Genomic DNA, 15,531 nt, shown 5'->3' with positions numbered 1-15,531 from the left:
GAACCGCTTGTAGACCACGATCCCGGTGATCAGCGAGCCGAGCAGCGGGATCGACAGCGCCGATACGAGATACCAGCCGAGCGAGAAACCGTCGTTGAACGGCACCAACAGCCAACCGTGCAGCGCGCGCACGAAATCACGGAAGTCGAACTCGCCCTGCTCGCCCTGAACAGCGCCGGTGTAGGGGTTGACGTAGAGCGTTCCAGTGCTGCCGTCGGGACGCGTGACCGAGACGGTCAGCGCAAAGATCGACTTCACCGGCCGCGCAATGAAGCGCACCCGTGCGCCGGGCACCTCGCGCTCCACAGCCGCCAGAATCTCGTCGTAACCGAGCAGCCGCGCATCCGCTGCCGGCGCATTGGCCCGCACCGCCGGATCCGCCAGCCACACGATCTCCTGGCTGACGGTCGCAATCGATCCCGTCAGACAAACAATGAACAAAAACGCCCAGATCGGTAGCGCCAGCCAGCCGTGAACAACAAACCACAGCCGGGCACTGGAGTTCTTGCGCGCTACGGTTCCACTTACTCCCACTGTCCCTTGGCCCCCGTCCCTTGGCCCCCGTCCCTCGGCTGCGTCGCCGCCCGCCGCGCCTCCGGGGGAGATACCCGCCGGTTCAGATGACAGGCCCCTCTATGATGAAGACGATCGAGCACCGGATTTTTGAACCCCGTCTTGCAAATTTTTTGAGACCGCGGGCCAGCCAGGTCGCCACAAGCTCTCTCACCCGAGCGGCTTAGAATTTGAACTTGGTGGACAGGGTGTAGCGGCGCGGCTCGCCATAGACGCCGGTGTCATAGTTCCCGAACACGGAATAATACTTCTGGTTCAGCAGATTGGTCGCATTGAACGCGATCTCGACCTTTTCGGTCAGGCGAAAGCGCGCCATCAGGTCGAGAAGGAACACATCGCCCTGCGTCAAATCCTGCCTTTCGCCGAACGGGTTGGAATTGACGTAACCGTGAACGGTATCCTGCCAGCGGACGCCGCCGCCGATGGTCCATCGATCCCATTGATCCGGCAGGCGATAGGTCGCAAAGAGCCTGACCACGTTTTCCGGGGCCGTGGTCTGGATGTACGAATAGACCAGCGATCCGTCGGACGTCCTGGCGTGCGTATGCGTATAGCCGGCATTGATCTGCAAGCCCGGAGCGAGCTGGCCCGACAGCTCGAATTCGAAGCCCTTCGACGTAACGCCATCGATCGAGCGGTAGTAGTTGTCTCCGGTAACCGGATCGAACCCTGCAAATTCGTGGAAGTTCTTCTGCTGGATCATGAACATCGCGGCGGTGAGATTGAGCGCGCCGCCGAAATAGGCGGCCTTGACGCCGGCCTCGTAACTGTCGCCTTCGGTCGGAGGGAGAAAATTGCGGTTGACATCGCGAAAACCGTCCGGAGCGAAGATGCTCGTATAACTGCCGTACAGCGAATAAATGTCGGTGAGGTCATAGACGATGCCGGCATAGGGTGTGATGCGAGCATTAACGGAATATTCGGCCGGATACAACCACTCTTCCAACGGGTCGATATAGGTTCCCTTGTCGTTGAAGCTCCACCAGTCGAGCCGGCCGCCAAGGATGATCGAGAGTTTGTCCACCGGCTTGAGACGGGCTACGGCAAACGTGCCGGTGCGCGAATAGGAACTCTCGACCTTTCCCAAAATTTGGAAGGGAGGCACTGACGAATTACCCCGCCAGGTGAAAAAATTGGGAACAGAAGGATCATAAGTAGGCGGGCCGCCCAAAAACGGGTTGGACGGGTCGTCATAATAGGGACCCTGCTCTGACCTATGCGTCGACATGACGCCGAACATCAATTCATGGGTCCGCCCCATCACTTCGACCGGTCCCGAGACCTTGAGGTCGACGGTATTCTGAATGGACCGGGGGTGCTCTTTCCAAATGAACTGCGAAACACCCTCGCCGGTTACCGGATCGGGAAACCCGCCGCTCGCGGAACCCAGCATGTAGTCCGATACGCTGCGGCGATGATTGAACGATCCGATCGCCTTCCATCCATTGTCGAAGTTGTGCTCAAGGGTCACAAAATAGGTGTTGACCGAAAGGTTATCACGACTCCACACCGCACCCGGATTCTTCGATACATCCCAGTTGGTCCGCGTGCCATCGGAGAAGAACAGAGGCAGCCCGCCCCACTGTGCGCCGCGCGATTTGTCCTTTTGATAGTCGCTGCCGATCGTCAGCATGGTATTGTCGGTGAGATCCGCTTCGATCACCCCGTACAGCACATTACGTCGCTTGTGGTAGTGGTCGAGCCAGGAATCGCCATCGAGAAACGCGCCGGCGAAACGACCGCGCACGGTGCCGGCTTCATTGAGAGGCCCGGAGAGATCGAGATCGGTCCGATAGTTGTTCCAGGAACTGACGCTTTCAGATATCGATCCCTGAAATATCCTGGTCGGCCGCTTCCGAACCAGATTGATGGCCGCGCCGGGACTGCCGGCGCCCTGCAGCAAGCCGCTAGCGCCCTTGGTGACTTCCACCCGATCGTAGATGGCCATGTCCACCGTCGACAGCCCGTGATCGATAGCACCGTCCGCATCGACCGGCACGCCGTCGTAGCGGAATTCGGTCAGCTTGAAGCCGCGCGACATGAATTCGACGCGGTCATTGTCCCAGCTCTGCGAGGTGATGCCGGTGGTATTCTCCATCGCGTCCTTGAAGGTGCGGATGTTCTGGTCGTCCATGCGTTGCCGCGAAATCACGGTCACCGACTGGGGCGTTTCGCGGATCGACAGCGGCAGACCGGTCGACGAACTCATCTGCGTGGTGGTGTAGGAACCCGATCCCTCGGTGGCGCCGGGATCGCTGGTCGCCCGTCCCTGCACGTCGATGGTGTCGAGCGAGATCGCGCCGGGGACCGCCCCTGCTGCCGATGCCGACGCCGACTGACGCTCGATCGTGACGGTGTTCGCCGACGTGAAACGGTAGGTCAGCCCGCTGCCCGCAAGCAACTGGCCGATCGCTTCCGCCGGAGTGAACGAGCCCTGCAATGCCGGCGCGGAGCGCCCCGCGGAAAGATCCGCGCTATAGGCAAGCCGCAAGCCGCTGCGCTGTGCAACGACGGTCAACGCCGCAGTCAGAGGCTGCGCTGGAATATTGTAGGCGACAGCGCGCGCAGGCTGCGCCTTTGCCGCCTCAAGCGAAGCAATCACGACGATTGCCGTCGATGCCATTAGAACGGCCCCGAAGACCTGACCCCGCTTTCGACTATTCATCGACGCCCCTTCCCGACTATTTCCCCAAGGGCGCCAAGGCATCGCACCTCCCAAGGCATCGCACCTCCCCGGCCCTTACAGAGTAAGACCGGCCGGTGCCAAAAATCCTCAACGGGGCAGGCAAAAAATCAGGCGAGCGTCAGCTTGAGATAACAACCAGGTATGGAGAGATTCGACGCACCATGATCGGAAGTCCGCTCGCGAGAGCATCGAGCGAGTCGTCCGGCGTCCGCAAGTTCAGGACCGCGTTGACGAGGAGCTTCGCCGTTCCCTCTCCGCGGATGACAAGCCACCCTGGATGATAGCTTCGCAAAGCCGCCACGACATCGCCGAGCGTCCTGTTCTCGGCAATGTACATGCCGCTGCGCCACGCCGCCGTCACCGACGGCGATTGCGCTGCGATCGCGCCGATGCGACCCTCCGCGTCAATGACGACAGCCTGGCTTTCGAAAACCCTCACCGGCTCCGAGCGCCGCCGGTCTGAGAGCGAAGCGACATCCACGGCGTGCTCCGTCACCGATATCGAAACGGCTCCATCCGCGAGATTGGAGTCGACATCGAAGGACGTGCCCAGCGCTGTTGCGCGAATGTCATTGACCTCGACCCGGAACGGTCGGATTCCGTCAGGCGCAACCTCGAAGAAGACTTGCCCTTCAACCAGATGGATGCGGCGCTCCGACGGGGAGAACGCCAGGGCAATCCCCGAACGGGCATTCAATGTTGCCCGGGAGCCATCCGGCAATGCCACTGTCCGCGTCTCGCCCAGCCCCGTGGCATAGTCGGCGCTTCGATGGTTGCGGAAGGCACCGCTCGCCCATACGCCTCCTCCCAGCGTCGCAAGCGCCACCGCGCCGGTCAAAACCTTGCGCCGCGTCGGCCCCTTTCCGCGGCGGCCGGGCTTCACAATGCCGGTGACCGGATCGAGGTGAAGGTTCCCGGCGTCAACCCACAGGGCTTCCGCTTCCCGCGCGGCTGCCTCATGCTCGCCGCTGAGCGTCCGCCACGATTCAAAGCAACGATGATCGGCGGCCGTGGCGGAGCCCGAATGCAATCTCATGACCCAGCGCAGGGCTTCGTCGGAGACTTCGGTCGACGGCGGCAGGCGTTCGGGATGATCTCGGCTCACGGCGACCCATCAGAGACTGTGGAGCTATGGAATCCAGCTCCCCTCTCTATAGACCAGATCGGGCGGCATAATCCTCAATCCCGGTCTCTTAAAAAGAGCCGTCGTCGCGGCGCAGATCACGAGCTTGCCGCAATGCACGCATGATGTGCTTCTCGACCATGCTCACAGAGATTCCGAGCTGGCGCGCAATCTCCTGATGGCTGCGCCCCTCGATCTTGTTGAGTACGAAGGCGCGGCGGCAAGCTGGCGGAAGTTCGTTGAGCGCGACGATGAGCCGGGCAAGCTGTTGCCTTTGCTCGAACGCCGCAAGCGGGTCGTTTTCCGACGCAAGACTCTCGATGCCCTCGACCTCGACACGATAGGACCATTCAATCTTTCGTCGGACGGTGAAATCAACGGCGGCATTGCGCGCGGCAGTAAACAGATAAGCCTTTGGATGCTCAATGGCGCCGGCCTGCGCCCCACGCCCCGCGATGCTCATATAAGCGTCCTGCGCGATTTCCTCGCCGTCGTCACGGTCGCCGACCAGCCGCGTGGCAAAGCGCACGAGATCGCGATGATGCAGGCGAAACATCTCGGACAGAAGATTGCCGATCGCCCTCATGCCGGCCTCACCACTCCGTGGCGCTTGAGATACAATGAAAGATATCGCACAGGAGACCTGGAACGTTCCCGATTTCGGTGAAGCCGCTCGACTGGGGTCTGGACTGAGTGGCCGCGCATATTGTCCTCGGATTGAGCCATGCAAACGCAAGCCGGCCGTCAACGTCCGATCGCGGTCGCCGGGTCAGGACCGGATTGGTAGAATAAAGCTGAAAACTCTTCAATCTCAACAATTTAGATCGGCTCTAAAAAGAAAACTCAAGTCACGCGAGCTTCCATCCCGACGCAGCGCAGGATCTACCACGCAGCATGTCCGCTCACGGGCATGCCGCGACGTAGACGTTCTGTCCTCCGCAGCCCGTTTCTCAGGGGCATGGCACCATATCGCTCAGGCGCCATACCCTTTGGCATCGTGACATATCGCCGGCAACTCGCTCACCGAACAGCGGGCACTTGACCGGGGCTGTCATGGCCGGGCGCGCCTCGCGAAACGAACGCCTGGCCGAAAATCTGGAATAGTTCTTGATTGCGTTCCTTTGCGGAGTGCGGCGCGATTGGCTATGGGTGAGCGTCAGCCGCGCGCCATGACGGCGTGCGGTGTTGATCCGTCCCGCGATGCCTGCGATGGTCGATAAGCCCACTCTGCTACGTCTGCTCGGTGCATTCGCCGGACATCGTCCTGCGCTCGAGGCGGCCTTGCGGCGGCAGCTTCGCAACACCGCCGTCGCCGCCGATGTCATGCAGGAGAGTTGGCTCAAGCTCAGGGGCACAGACGCCACAGTCGAGAACGCCGACGCCTATGTGCGCCGCGTGGTCCGTAATACCGCGACAGATCACGTTCGCAAGGAGCGCCGACGCGCAGCCATCGATGCCGAGGTGCGCGATTTGTTGTGGCTGGTCGACGATGAATGCTCGCCGGAGCGCATTCTGATGGGACGTCAGGCACTGGCGGCGGTCGCCGCGGCGCTGGAGGAGATGCCCGAGCGCAGCCGCGTCATCTTCACGATGAGCCGCTTCGAGGGCAAAACGCACCGCGAGATCGCGGACCGCTTCGGCATCACCGAGCAGGCCGTATTCTACCATATCCGCCGCGTGCTGGAGCATCTCGCGGTCATCCGCGAAAACATGCTGGACTGACGTGCCGGAACCGCCGGACCATTTTCATTTAGAAACTGCCGCTTCGCGCGTCTTTAGCGTAGAAGTCTGTTGGGGCATCGGCAATACTGCGATACGCCAGATGAGAGAAGGACAAGCGCCAGCCATCAGTGACCGCGCCCGCAAGGAAGCGCGCGACTGGGTCGTGCGCCTGTCATCCGGCGCGGTGTCGGAGGCCGAGCTTGCGCAGTTCAAGGCCTGGCGGGCGGTCTCCGGTCATGCGCGCGCCTTCGCCGAGGAACGGCGGTTCTGGCGGCAGCTCGGCGGCCTTGACGGGAGCCGGGCGTCTGCTCCCACGGGAATTGCAGCCCGGCCCCGCGTCGTCAGTCGTCGCGCCGCTCTCGCCGGGGGCGGGGCGCTCGCCGCATCAATCGCGGGCCTTATAGTCGCGCCAAGGATCAAGCTGCTGTGGGAGGCGGATTACCGCACGGCCATCGGCGAACAGAAGCGGGTCACCCTGCCGGATGGCGCGGTCGCGACACTGAACACCGATAGCGCGATCGCGCTGGATTATCGCCCGGACCTGCGCCTGGTCTATCTGTTGCGTGGCGAGGCTTTTTTTGAGGTGAAGCCGCAGGGAGGGCGGGAGCTTCGTGTCGCCGCGTTCGACGGGGTGACGCGCATGACCGAGGCGGCCTGCGCGGTCAGGCTCACAGACGATCAGACGATCGTCACCGTTGCAGCGGGACAGGCGGACGTCGTCTGTCCCGCTGCCGCCGCTGCGACGACGCCGGATCCCGCCGCGATCGCCGTCCGCGCCGCCCAGGCGACCAGCTATATGCGCGGTCAGGCGCCGGCGCCCGCCACCGCCGTCGACACGCAGACCGCACTGGCATGGCGGTCGGGCCGGATCATTTTCGACGGGCGCACCTTCGCGCACGCTCTCTCCGATCTCGAACGCTATGTGCCGGAACGGATCATCATGACGGACCGAAGCCATGCGGGAGAACGCGTCAGCGGCATCTTTTCGGTCCATCAGGCCCAGGCGGCGATCGAGGCGCTGGCGCAGACGCAAAATCTCGCTGTGCACCGTATCCCCGGCGTGATGATCGTTATCAGCTAGCGAGCCGATAGCGGCCGCCGATGACGGGATCGCCATCGGTAAGCACCACGCCGCGCGCCACCAGATCTTCCAGATGTGCCAGCACCGAATAGCCAGCGGCGCCAGATAGTCTTGGGTCGAGGCCGATATAGATGGCGCGAACCAGGGTCGGAATGTCGGCCTCACTTTTGGCGAGCCGATGCAGGATCGACGCCTCGCGCGCCCTGCGGTGCCGCACGAGATGCCGCGCGAACCGCGGCCCATCCGGGATTTCGGGGCCATGACCTGAGAGATACAGTTGCTCATCCCGGCGCGACAGCTTCTCGAGCGAAGCCACGTAGTCGACCATCGATCCGTCCGGCGGCGCGACGATCGAGGTGGACCAGCCCATGACGTGATCGCCCACGAAAAGAAGACTTCGCTGCTTCCAAGCAAAGGCCATGTGGTTCGCCGTGTGTCCCGGCGTCGTCACCGCTTCCAGCGCCCAGCCGTCGCCGGCCACAACCTCGCCATCGCGAAGGCGGACGTCCGGATGAAAATCGCGGTCGGCTCCGGATTCCGGATCGTGTTTTTCGCTTTCAAAACGCGGACGCGAAGCGCGATGCGGTCCCTCCGCATAAACCGGCGCCCTCGTCGCGGCCTTGATGCGCGCGGCATTCGGCGAATGATCCCTGTGCGTATGGGTGACGAAGATATGCGTCACGGTCTCGCCTCTGACCGCATCGAGCAGCGCCTTCGCATGGGCCTCGCTGTCCGGCCCCGGATCGATGATCGCGACCTTCCCGCGGCCGACGATGTAGCTCACGGTTCCCGTGAAGGTGAACGGGCTCGGATTGTCACACAGCACGCGACGGACATCGGGCACGACCTCCTCAGCGATGCCCGGCTTCAGCGCAAAGTCGCGATTGAACGGGATGTCGTCTTCGGTGTCAGACGGTTCGGACATCGGGGTGAATACCTACGTTTATGCTGTCATGGCCGGCTCGTCCCGACCACGACGTCCTCTTGTTTTTTTGCTGCCTTAGGACGTGGATGCCCGGCACATGGCCGGGCATGACGAACACCAAGGCAGCGTCGCTCCGAAAACCCTACGAAAACGCGGAAATGCCGGTGATGGCGCGACCGAGGATCAGCGTGTGAACGTCGTGGGTGCCTTCATAGGTGTTGACGGTCTCAAGGTTGGCGGCGTGGCGCATCACATGATATTCGATCTGGATGCCGTTGCCGCCGTGCATGTCGCGCGCCGTCCGTGCGATATCGAGCGCTTTGCCGCAATTGTTGCGCTTGATGATGGAGACCATCTCCGGCGCCATCCGGCCCTCGTCCATCAGCCGGCCGACGCGCAGGCTGCCCTGAAGCCCGAGCGCGATATCGGTCTGCATGTCGGCGAGTTTCTTCTGCACCAGTTGCGTCGCCGCCAGCGGACGACTGAATTGCTTTCGCTCCAGCACATACTGCCTTGCGCGATGCATGCAGTCTTCCGCCGCGCCCATGACGCCCCATGAAATGCCGTAGCGCGCGCGGTTCAGGCAACTGAACGGGCCTTTCAGTCCGGACACGTTCGGCAGCAGGTTCTCTTCCGGAACCACCACGCCATCCATCACGATCTCGCCGGTGACCGACGCACGCAGGCTGAGCTTGCCGTCGATCTTCGGGGCGGAGAGGCCCTTCATGCCCTTCTCCAGCACGAAGCCGCGGACCTGGTTGTCGTGCGCCGCCGAGAGGGCCCACACGATGAACAGGTCCGCGATCGGCGCATTGGAAATCCAGGTCTTCGAGCCGGTCAGCCGATAACCGTCCGATACCTTCTCGGCATGGGTTTTCATGCCGCCGGGATCAGACCCGGCATCCGGCTCGGTGAGGCCGAAACAACCGATCCATTCGCCGCTCGCGAGCCTGGGCAGGTATTTCTTGCGTTGGCTTTCGTCGCCATAGGCATAGATCGGATACATGACCAGCGACGACTGCACGGAGTTCATCGAGCGGTAGCCGGAGTCCACGCGCTCGATCTCCCGCGCGACCAGGCCATAGGCGACGTAGCTCGCATTGGCGCAGCCGTACTGTTCCGGCAAGGTGACGCCGATCAGGCCGAGTTCGCCCATCTCGCTGAATATCTCGCGATCGGTCCTCTCCTCCAGATAGGCCTTGACGATACGCGGCTGCAGCTTGTCCTGCGCATAGGCGCGCGCGGTATCGCGGATCATGCGTTCGTCTTCGGTCAACTGATCGTCGAGGCAGAGCGGATCGTCCCACTGGAAGCAAACCGGCACGGGCTGGTCCTTGCTTTGCGGACGAACGCTCATGACAATCCTTTCACATGGTTCCGAATGTCGCCAAAGCCGGATCGATGATCAGTATATAGACAATTCGGCAACTCAACCATGTGTTCCGACGTTCACTTGCCGCCAGGGCGAAAGCGCTGCCATCTTATCGAGCGCATATTCCGCGGGCCGCCAGCGCCGATGCCGATGAGGAACAGCGGTCAGCTTTCAAGATATTCGTTGGAAACGATCTCGATACCGAATCCGGACAGCCCCTTGTACTCGTAGGCCGACGAGGTCAGGTGCCGGATCGAGGTCACGCCGAGGTCGCGCAGGATCTGCGCGCCGACGCCGACCTCGCGCCACTGCCTGTGGCGATCGGCTTCCGCCGACCTGTCTTCGGGGAGCGGCGCCACCGGCACGCCCGCCGCGCCATCGCGCAGATACACCAGCACGCCGCTTCCGGCCTTCCTGAAATGCTCCAGGACGATCTCCATGCGCCGCGGTCCGGCGAAGATATCCCGCACGATATTGGACTTGTGGAAACGGGTCAGGACATTCCTGCCGTCGCCAATGCCATTATAGACGAACGCGACGTGGGCAATGGAATCGAACGGCGAGCGGTAGGCGTAGCCCTGCAGCGGCCCGATCGGGCTGTCGATGATGAATTCAGAGACCCGCTCGATCAGCTTCTCCCGCGCCTGCCGATATGCGATGATATCGGCGATGGTGACATGCTTGAGCCCGTGCGCGGCAGCGAACCGGGCTACCTGCTCGCCTTTCATCACCGTGCCGTCGTCGTTCATCAACTCGCTGATGACCCCGACCTGCGGCAGGCCGGCGAGCTTGCAGAGATCGACCGCCGCCTCGGTATGGCCCGCGCGAAGCAGCACGCCGCCGTTGCGCGCGATCAGCGGAAAGATATGACCCGGCCGGGCGAAGTCGCTGGCGCCGGCGTTGGGATTGGCGAGCGCCCGGCAGCAGGAAGCGCGCTCTTCGGCTGAAATGCCGGTGCCGCCGTCGGGCTTGTAATCGATCGAGACGGTGAAGGCGGTGGTGTGGTTGGATTCGTTATGCGCGACCATCGGATCGAGCCGCAGCCGCTGCGCGTCCTCGGTGGTGATCGGCGCGCAAACGATGCCGGACGTGTGGCGTATGATGAACGCCATCTTCTCCGCAGTGCACAGCGAGCCCGCGACGATCAGATCGCCCTCGCCCTCGCGATCGTCGTCATCGGTGACGACGACGATCTCGCCGCTGGCAAAGGCCTGGAGGACGTCCGGAATCGGATGGGGCATGGCGCGCGCTTTCCCGTGTGACGGAATTTCGTATGGCCTAGAACGTTTTCAAGCGAAGTGGTGACCGGTTCGCGTAACGAAAACGCGTCAAATCAAAAATATAGAGTTCCGCTGATTCCATCAGGAAAGGCTCTAGAGCATTTTCCGGCTAAGTGGAATCCGCTCAGCGTCAAGAAAATGCGCTCAATCAATAATGCGCGGGTATTCGATCGCAAAAACCGGCACCCACTTTCGTGGAATACGCGCTGAGCGGCTTGCGGCGCAACCGAAAGGCCCGGCACGGGCCTCCAAGTCACACCTTTGATATATAGGGATCCGCGCGAGAAAAATGGCGAGGTCCCGCTTACGGCAGCACCTCCCGGCGTTCGCTCAGCAGCGCGTCGGTCTCGGCGCGCTTGTCGGCCAGCAGGCCATTGTCGGCGGCCTCGATCGCCGCGAACAGCTCATGCGCGTCCGTCAGCCGCGTCACCGTCACGTAATCCGCGCCGGCGGCATATTGATCCTCGACATCCGACAGCAGGTCCGCCGTCGAGATGATCTTCGCGGTCGGGTTGAGCGAGCGGACGTGGCGGACGAGTTTGACATTGGTGGCGCCCTTGAGCAGCGAATCCGGCACGCTCAGGATGATGATTTCGGCGCCGCCGACCCCGGCATGCAGCAGCGTATCCACATTGCTGATGTCGCCATAGGTGACGTGCAGGCCACGGGCGGACAGGGTGCTGAACACCACAGGATTGAAGTCGACAACCGCGATCTGCTCCAGCAGCGACTCGTCGCGGCGTTCGATCTCGCTTAAAAGCGCGCTCGCGGCGCGGAAGAAGCCAAGAATGACAATGCGTCGCGGCTCGCCATGCCCTCCGCCGTCGTGCCCCCCCTCGCCGGCCTCGGTGCGGTCGAGATCGCGCAAGCCGAGCCGCTTCAAAAAGCTGATTCCCGATCGCGAGAGTTGATCGCTGCGTCCGATTGCGAACGTGCTCAGCACGGCCAGCACCACGAAGGCGAACGAGGCTGCGCTCGCGGTCTGGGTGCTGATGTGCCGCGCGGCCAACCCGGTCTGGATCACGACCAGCGAGAACTCGCTGATCTGCGCCAGATTGATCGCTGGCAGCAGGCTGGCGCGCAGCCCCTGTTTCATCAGATACAGCGGCACGAAGGTGGTGATAACGCGACTCACCACCGTGAAGGCCGCGATGATCAGCGCAAGGCCGATCACCGAGCCGTTCGGGATTGGAATGGTCATGCCCAGCGCAACGAAAAACAGCGTGATGAAGAAATCGCGCAGCGTCGTCACCTTGGCGGTGACGTCGAGCGCATAAGGAAAGGTCGAGAGCGACACGCCTGCCACCAGCGAGCCCATTTCGCGCGACAGATGCAGCCGCTCGGCGATCTCCCCGATCAGAAAACACCACGCCAGCGCGCCAAGCAGCACCAGTTCCGGGCGGCGCGCGATCTGATGAAACAGATGTGGCAGCACATAGCGGCTGAGGATCAACGCGGTCGCGACCAGCGCGCCGACCCGCGCGATCGAAAGCAGGATGATGGAAATCTGGAGGTTGTCGAGGCTGGGCTGCACCGCCAGGAACAGGATCGCGAAGATATCCTGCAACACCAGCACGCCCAAGGTGATGCGGCCCGGCAGCGTATCAAGCTCGCGTTTCTCGTACAGGACCTTGACGATGATGACCGTGCTCGACAGCGCGCAGGCGACGCAGAGATACAGCGCGTCGAAACCGCCCTGGCCCATGGCCAGACCGATCGCCATGAAGAACAATACGCCGAGGATGCAGCCGCCGAGGAGCTGGCCGCCGCCTGCGATCAGGATCACCGGCCCGGCGCGCACGATCTTCTTCAGGTCGATCTCCAGGCCGATCATGAAAAGCATGAAGATCAGGCCGAGTTCGGAAATGGTCTGGATCGATTCCTGCGATTTGACCCATCCCATTCCAAACGGGCCGATGAAGAACCCGGCCACCAGATAGGCCAGAATCAGCGGTTGCCGGAAAAAATGAGCAGCCAGCCCGAGGCCCCAGGCGAACAGGATGGAAAGCGTGATATCGCCAATAAGTTCGTGCATGCCCCCTCAGCCGGTCGGTAGAATCTCCGGATAGTCGGGCCAAGATACGCGGTTATCGCCGGCCTCGTCGATGCCCTCGCGCCTGCTCCTCGGCATTCGCGACCCTTTGCCCTCATCGCATGGCATTCCTAACTGGCGCCAGCCAGATCGTTTGCCGCGCGGCGTTTGTTCCGCAAAGAGATCCGCAGATTTATTTCGATTTGGATGGTCATGCGGGGAAAACGAGCAGCGAAGAAGGCGGCCAGCCTATGATCCGGGGGCCCAGGGTGTCAAATAATCCATTATTATTATCATAATTATCAACCAGCTATGGCAAGACATACCGTCCGGAAAAATGTCGCATCTACCGGACGGTTCTGTGCAGCCGTCGTACCGGTTCAATGCGACATGAAAACAGGGACCGTCATCGCCGACAGCATTCCGCGCGTCGCTCCGCCGAACACGAATTCGCGGAGGCGAGAATGTCCATAGCCGCCCATCACAAGCAGGTCCACCGAGCCGTCGGCAACATGTGACAGAATAGCCTTCGCCACATCGGCGTCAGCCGCGCGCACCGTTTTCACCTCGACGTTGATATCGTGTCGGGCCAGATGCCGGCCGATTTCGGCACCGCGAAGCACCTTCTCGTTCACGATCTTCTCAGTCTCGACAATAAACAGTTCGACAGCACCGGCCTGTCTCAGCATGGGCAGAGCATCGTTGATGGCCCGCGCTGCGGTGCGACTTCCGTCCCAACAGCACACGACCCGGTCGAGCTTCAGCCCGCCCTGCTGGATGCGGGGCACGATGATGAGCGGCCGACCCGAATCAAAAAGCGCCGCTTCAATCAGAATGCCGTTATTGATGCCATTATCATCGTCGGATTGCATGACGACGCTGAGATCGTAACACCGCGCCATTTCCGAAAACGTCTTGGGCGTTCCAAAGATAAGCCGTGGCTCGACCGAAAGAGCGCCGCGCTTCATGGCCGTCTCGAAACGATCAATTGCGCCGCGCGCCTCCGCCTCACTCTCGACGAACAGATCGCCGAGAGCATCTGCCGGAATGTTCGTCGCAAAGGTGAATATGACACCGGTCAGATGCGCGCTAAAAGCCTCAGCTATCGACGCGGCGAAATCGCGAACAATGTCCCGGGAAGGGTCACGCTCCAGATGAAGTATAATGTCCTTGATCATACTATTCGCTCCCGATCCGAGCACTACTGTATGATAGATGACATCAGCATCAAGAAGTCGAATTGACACACATCAAAGCAAGCCGCAGCCTCAAGAGCCGAAGCTTTGGATTCCGATACTTTTCAGGTGAAGGTCGATTTTTTGGTGAGGGTCGAATGGCATCGGTGGTCCTGTGCCCGCCTGAACGACAGGTCGCTCTCGCGGCGGATGCCCGCTCCAGGCGGCTATATCCTCGCTTCGATACGCTCAGATCGTTGCGCGTGACGCCAGAAAAATCGGCAACGCCAACATGAAACAGGAGACCGGAAACATGAATGAAAATCGCTACTACGGAGTACGCGTCGAGGGAGCAAAATACGGCGTCGGTTTTGGCTCCGCCCTTGCCATCGCGATATCATACACCACCAACCACTCGATTCTTTGGGCTATCATCCACGGCCTTTTAGGCTGGATCTACGTCGTCTACTTTGCACTGTTTCGGTCTTAGCAGACTGTAAGGGAGCATGATCCCGAAGCGGAAGCCGGTTTTCGCATAGGATCAGCTTCAACCGCAGGGATCGACGGGGACCCGCGGCTTGTGGCTGCAAGCTATGTTGCCAGGTTGGGTTTTCCGTTCAAAACGCTCATAATGGAGAGCAGAAGATAACGACCAGCACCTGCCGAAGGCGGATGCGCGGATGCAGAGGGAGATGACAGCGATGGCCATGCACCATGCCAGCCCCGGAGAGGTTTTTGCTCTTGCACCATTGGGGTCGAACCTGAAGGATGCGCGGACAACCGCCATCGTCAAATCGGAAGCGTTCGAGGTCGTACGTCTCGTCGTTCACGCCGGCGTGGAAATCAAGACGCACCGCGTTGATGGCCCCATCACGTTGCATTGCCTGGAAGGCCGGGCCCGGCTCGGTTTGCCGGAAGCAACACTGGAACTTTCAGGCGGCCAATGGGTGTATCTCGAAGGGGGCGTCCCGCACTCGATCCAGGGAATCGAGGACACGCTGATGCTGCTCACGATTATTTTCCCTTCCGGAGATTCCGGGCGGCCGCGCGAGCGGTGAGCGAACCCATCAGACGCTGACGTCATTTTACGCGGGGCCTCGATATAAAAGCCCTTGACCGGATCAATCTTGCTCCGGGATGGGAGTCGAAAAAACATTTAACCGCTGCGCGATAGCGGCCCCAACCGCGTCCCCGCGCCTCCGCACGTCGGACAACCAGCCATCCGATCGCCTCCTCGACGAGGCGATCGATCACGATCGGACCGCCGGCGGAATCCCGATATAGCGTCTGCCACCCGGGTGGCGGACCTTATTAATTTCCTTATTTTCTCGTTGTCGGAGCGGCCAGCGGCTCGTTGTGACCTGCCGACCACCGTTTTTTAACCGGCTCGTCCTATCCTGCTTCCGATACGCGCTAAAGCCGCGTCCCCGGAAAGCCACAGAAGGTGCCTCCGCGATGTTTCTCTTGCCCCAGGTATCACCCGATCACTTGCCCCAGCTATCACCCGCCTCGACAAGCGTTCTTGCCGGGTAAGATTTTGAGGGCGCCGCTACCGATTTCTG

At 61.5% G+C, this 15,531-nt stretch carries 13 protein-coding genes; 4 read left to right on the top strand and 9 right to left on the bottom strand.

From position 1 onward, the window contains the following. From BGO16_RS11855 to BGO16_RS11840, 4 genes are all read right to left on the bottom strand, one after another. The coding region (locus BGO16_RS11855; RefSeq protein ID WP_292618942.1) for a PepSY domain-containing protein at window positions 1–534 on the bottom strand (534 nt) is incomplete at its 3' end. A gap of 202 nt (window positions 535–736) precedes the next feature. Then, window positions 737–3,196, bottom strand: coding sequence for a TonB-dependent receptor (locus BGO16_RS11850; RefSeq protein ID WP_292618941.1), 2,460 nt, complete (start codon window positions 3,194–3,196; stop codon window positions 737–739). Between the two features lie 181 nt (window positions 3,197–3,377). Further along, window positions 3,378–4,364: a FecR domain-containing protein gene (locus BGO16_RS11845; protein WP_292618940.1), complete on the bottom strand. Its 987-nt coding sequence runs from the start codon at window positions 4,362–4,364 to the stop codon at window positions 3,378–3,380. An 88-nt stretch (window positions 4,365–4,452) separates the two neighbouring features. After that, on the bottom strand, window positions 4,453–4,968 hold the full coding sequence (locus BGO16_RS11840) for a sigma-70 family RNA polymerase sigma factor (RefSeq protein WP_292618939.1): 516 nt from the start codon (window positions 4,966–4,968) through the stop codon (window positions 4,453–4,455). A 623-nt stretch (window positions 4,969–5,591) separates the two neighbouring features. Between BGO16_RS11840 and BGO16_RS11835 the strand changes: the two genes are divergently transcribed. Both BGO16_RS11835 and BGO16_RS11830 read left to right on the top strand, forming a co-directional pair. Then, on the top strand, window positions 5,592–6,104 hold the full coding sequence (locus BGO16_RS11835; RefSeq protein WP_292618938.1) for a sigma-70 family RNA polymerase sigma factor: 513 nt from the start codon (window positions 5,592–5,594) through the stop codon (window positions 6,102–6,104). Window positions 6,105–6,204: 100 nt separating this feature from the next. Continuing rightward, complete coding sequence (locus tag BGO16_RS11830; RefSeq protein WP_292618937.1) at window positions 6,205–7,185, top strand: FecR domain-containing protein; 981 nt, start codon at window positions 6,205–6,207, stop codon at window positions 7,183–7,185. On the opposite strand, the gene BGO16_RS11825 is transcribed toward BGO16_RS11830, so the two are convergent. The 5 genes from BGO16_RS11825 to BGO16_RS11805 all read right to left on the bottom strand — a co-directional run bounded on the left by BGO16_RS11825 (window position 7,178) and on the right by BGO16_RS11805 (window position 13,972). After that, window positions 7,178–8,110 (bottom strand): MBL fold metallo-hydrolase, encoded by a 933-nt coding sequence (locus BGO16_RS11825; protein ID WP_292618936.1) that lies wholly within the window; start codon window positions 8,108–8,110, stop codon window positions 7,178–7,180. The genes BGO16_RS11830 and BGO16_RS11825 overlap by 8 nt on opposite strands. Window positions 8,111–8,252: 142 nt before the next feature. Then, window positions 8,253–9,467, bottom strand: a complete 1,215-nt coding sequence (locus tag BGO16_RS11820) for an acyl-CoA dehydrogenase (protein ID WP_292618935.1) — start codon at window positions 9,465–9,467, stop codon at window positions 8,253–8,255. A gap of 179 nt (window positions 9,468–9,646) precedes the next feature. Next, complete coding sequence (gene ribB / locus BGO16_RS11815; protein WP_292618934.1) at window positions 9,647–10,723, bottom strand: 3,4-dihydroxy-2-butanone-4-phosphate synthase; 1,077 nt, start codon at window positions 10,721–10,723, stop codon at window positions 9,647–9,649. Window positions 10,724–11,066: 343 nt separating this feature from the next. After that, on the bottom strand, window positions 11,067–12,797 hold the full coding sequence (locus BGO16_RS11810; RefSeq protein ID WP_292618933.1) for a cation:proton antiporter: 1,731 nt from the start codon (window positions 12,795–12,797) through the stop codon (window positions 11,067–11,069). Between the two features lie 377 nt (window positions 12,798–13,174). Further along, window positions 13,175–13,972, bottom strand: a complete 798-nt coding sequence (locus tag BGO16_RS11805) for a universal stress protein (RefSeq protein ID WP_292618932.1) — start codon at window positions 13,970–13,972, stop codon at window positions 13,175–13,177. A 289-nt stretch (window positions 13,973–14,261) separates the two neighbouring features. On the opposite strand from BGO16_RS11805, the gene BGO16_RS11800 reads away from it, so the two are divergent. Together BGO16_RS11800 and BGO16_RS11795 are read left to right on the top strand one after the other, a co-directional pair. Next, window positions 14,262–14,459, top strand: coding sequence for a hypothetical protein (locus BGO16_RS11800; protein WP_292618931.1), 198 nt, complete (start codon window positions 14,262–14,264; stop codon window positions 14,457–14,459). A 211-nt stretch (window positions 14,460–14,670) separates the two neighbouring features. Further along, entirely contained in the window at window positions 14,671–15,027 is a 357-nt protein-coding gene (locus tag BGO16_RS11795; RefSeq protein WP_292618930.1) for a cupin domain-containing protein, read from the top strand. Window positions 15,028–15,531: the final 504 nt, after the last annotated feature.

This window comes from Nitrobacter sp. 62-23, from assembly GCF_001897285.1.
Classification (GTDB): domain Bacteria; phylum Pseudomonadota; class Alphaproteobacteria; order Rhizobiales; family Xanthobacteraceae; genus Nitrobacter.
The sequence above is the reverse complement of the archived record's forward strand: the minus strand, read 5'-3'. Positions and strand labels throughout refer to the sequence as shown.

Excerpts from the sequence above, each read along its gene's own strand:
- BGO16_RS11810 (WP_292618933.1), bottom strand. The coding sequence starts at position 12,797 with ATGCACGAACTTATTGGCGATATCACGCTTTCCATCCTGTTCGCCTGG.
- BGO16_RS11850 (WP_292618941.1), bottom strand. The coding sequence starts at position 3,196 with ATGGCATCGACGGCAATCGTCGTGATTGCTTCGCTTGAGGCGGCAAAG.
- BGO16_RS11795 (WP_292618930.1), top strand. The coding sequence starts at position 14,671 with ATGGCCATGCACCATGCCAGCCCCGGAGAGGTTTTTGCTCTTGCACCA.
- BGO16_RS11820 (WP_292618935.1), bottom strand. The coding sequence starts at position 9,467 with ATGAGCGTTCGTCCGCAAAGCAAGGACCAGCCCGTGCCGGTTTGCTTC.
- BGO16_RS11830 (WP_292618937.1), top strand. The coding sequence starts at position 6,205 with ATGAGAGAAGGACAAGCGCCAGCCATCAGTGACCGCGCCCGCAAGGAA.
- BGO16_RS11825 (WP_292618936.1), bottom strand. The coding sequence starts at position 8,110 with ATGTCCGAACCGTCTGACACCGAAGACGACATCCCGTTCAATCGCGAC.
- ribB (WP_292618934.1), bottom strand. The coding sequence starts at position 10,723 with ATGCCCCATCCGATTCCGGACGTCCTCCAGGCCTTTGCCAGCGGCGAG.
- BGO16_RS11800 (WP_292618931.1), top strand. The coding sequence starts at position 14,262 with ATGAAACAGGAGACCGGAAACATGAATGAAAATCGCTACTACGGAGTA.
- BGO16_RS11840 (WP_292618939.1), bottom strand. The coding sequence starts at position 4,968 with ATGAGGGCGATCGGCAATCTTCTGTCCGAGATGTTTCGCCTGCATCAT.
- BGO16_RS11835 (WP_292618938.1), top strand. The coding sequence starts at position 5,592 with ATGGTCGATAAGCCCACTCTGCTACGTCTGCTCGGTGCATTCGCCGGA.
- BGO16_RS11805 (WP_292618932.1), bottom strand. The coding sequence starts at position 13,972 with ATGATCAAGGACATTATACTTCATCTGGAGCGTGACCCTTCCCGGGAC.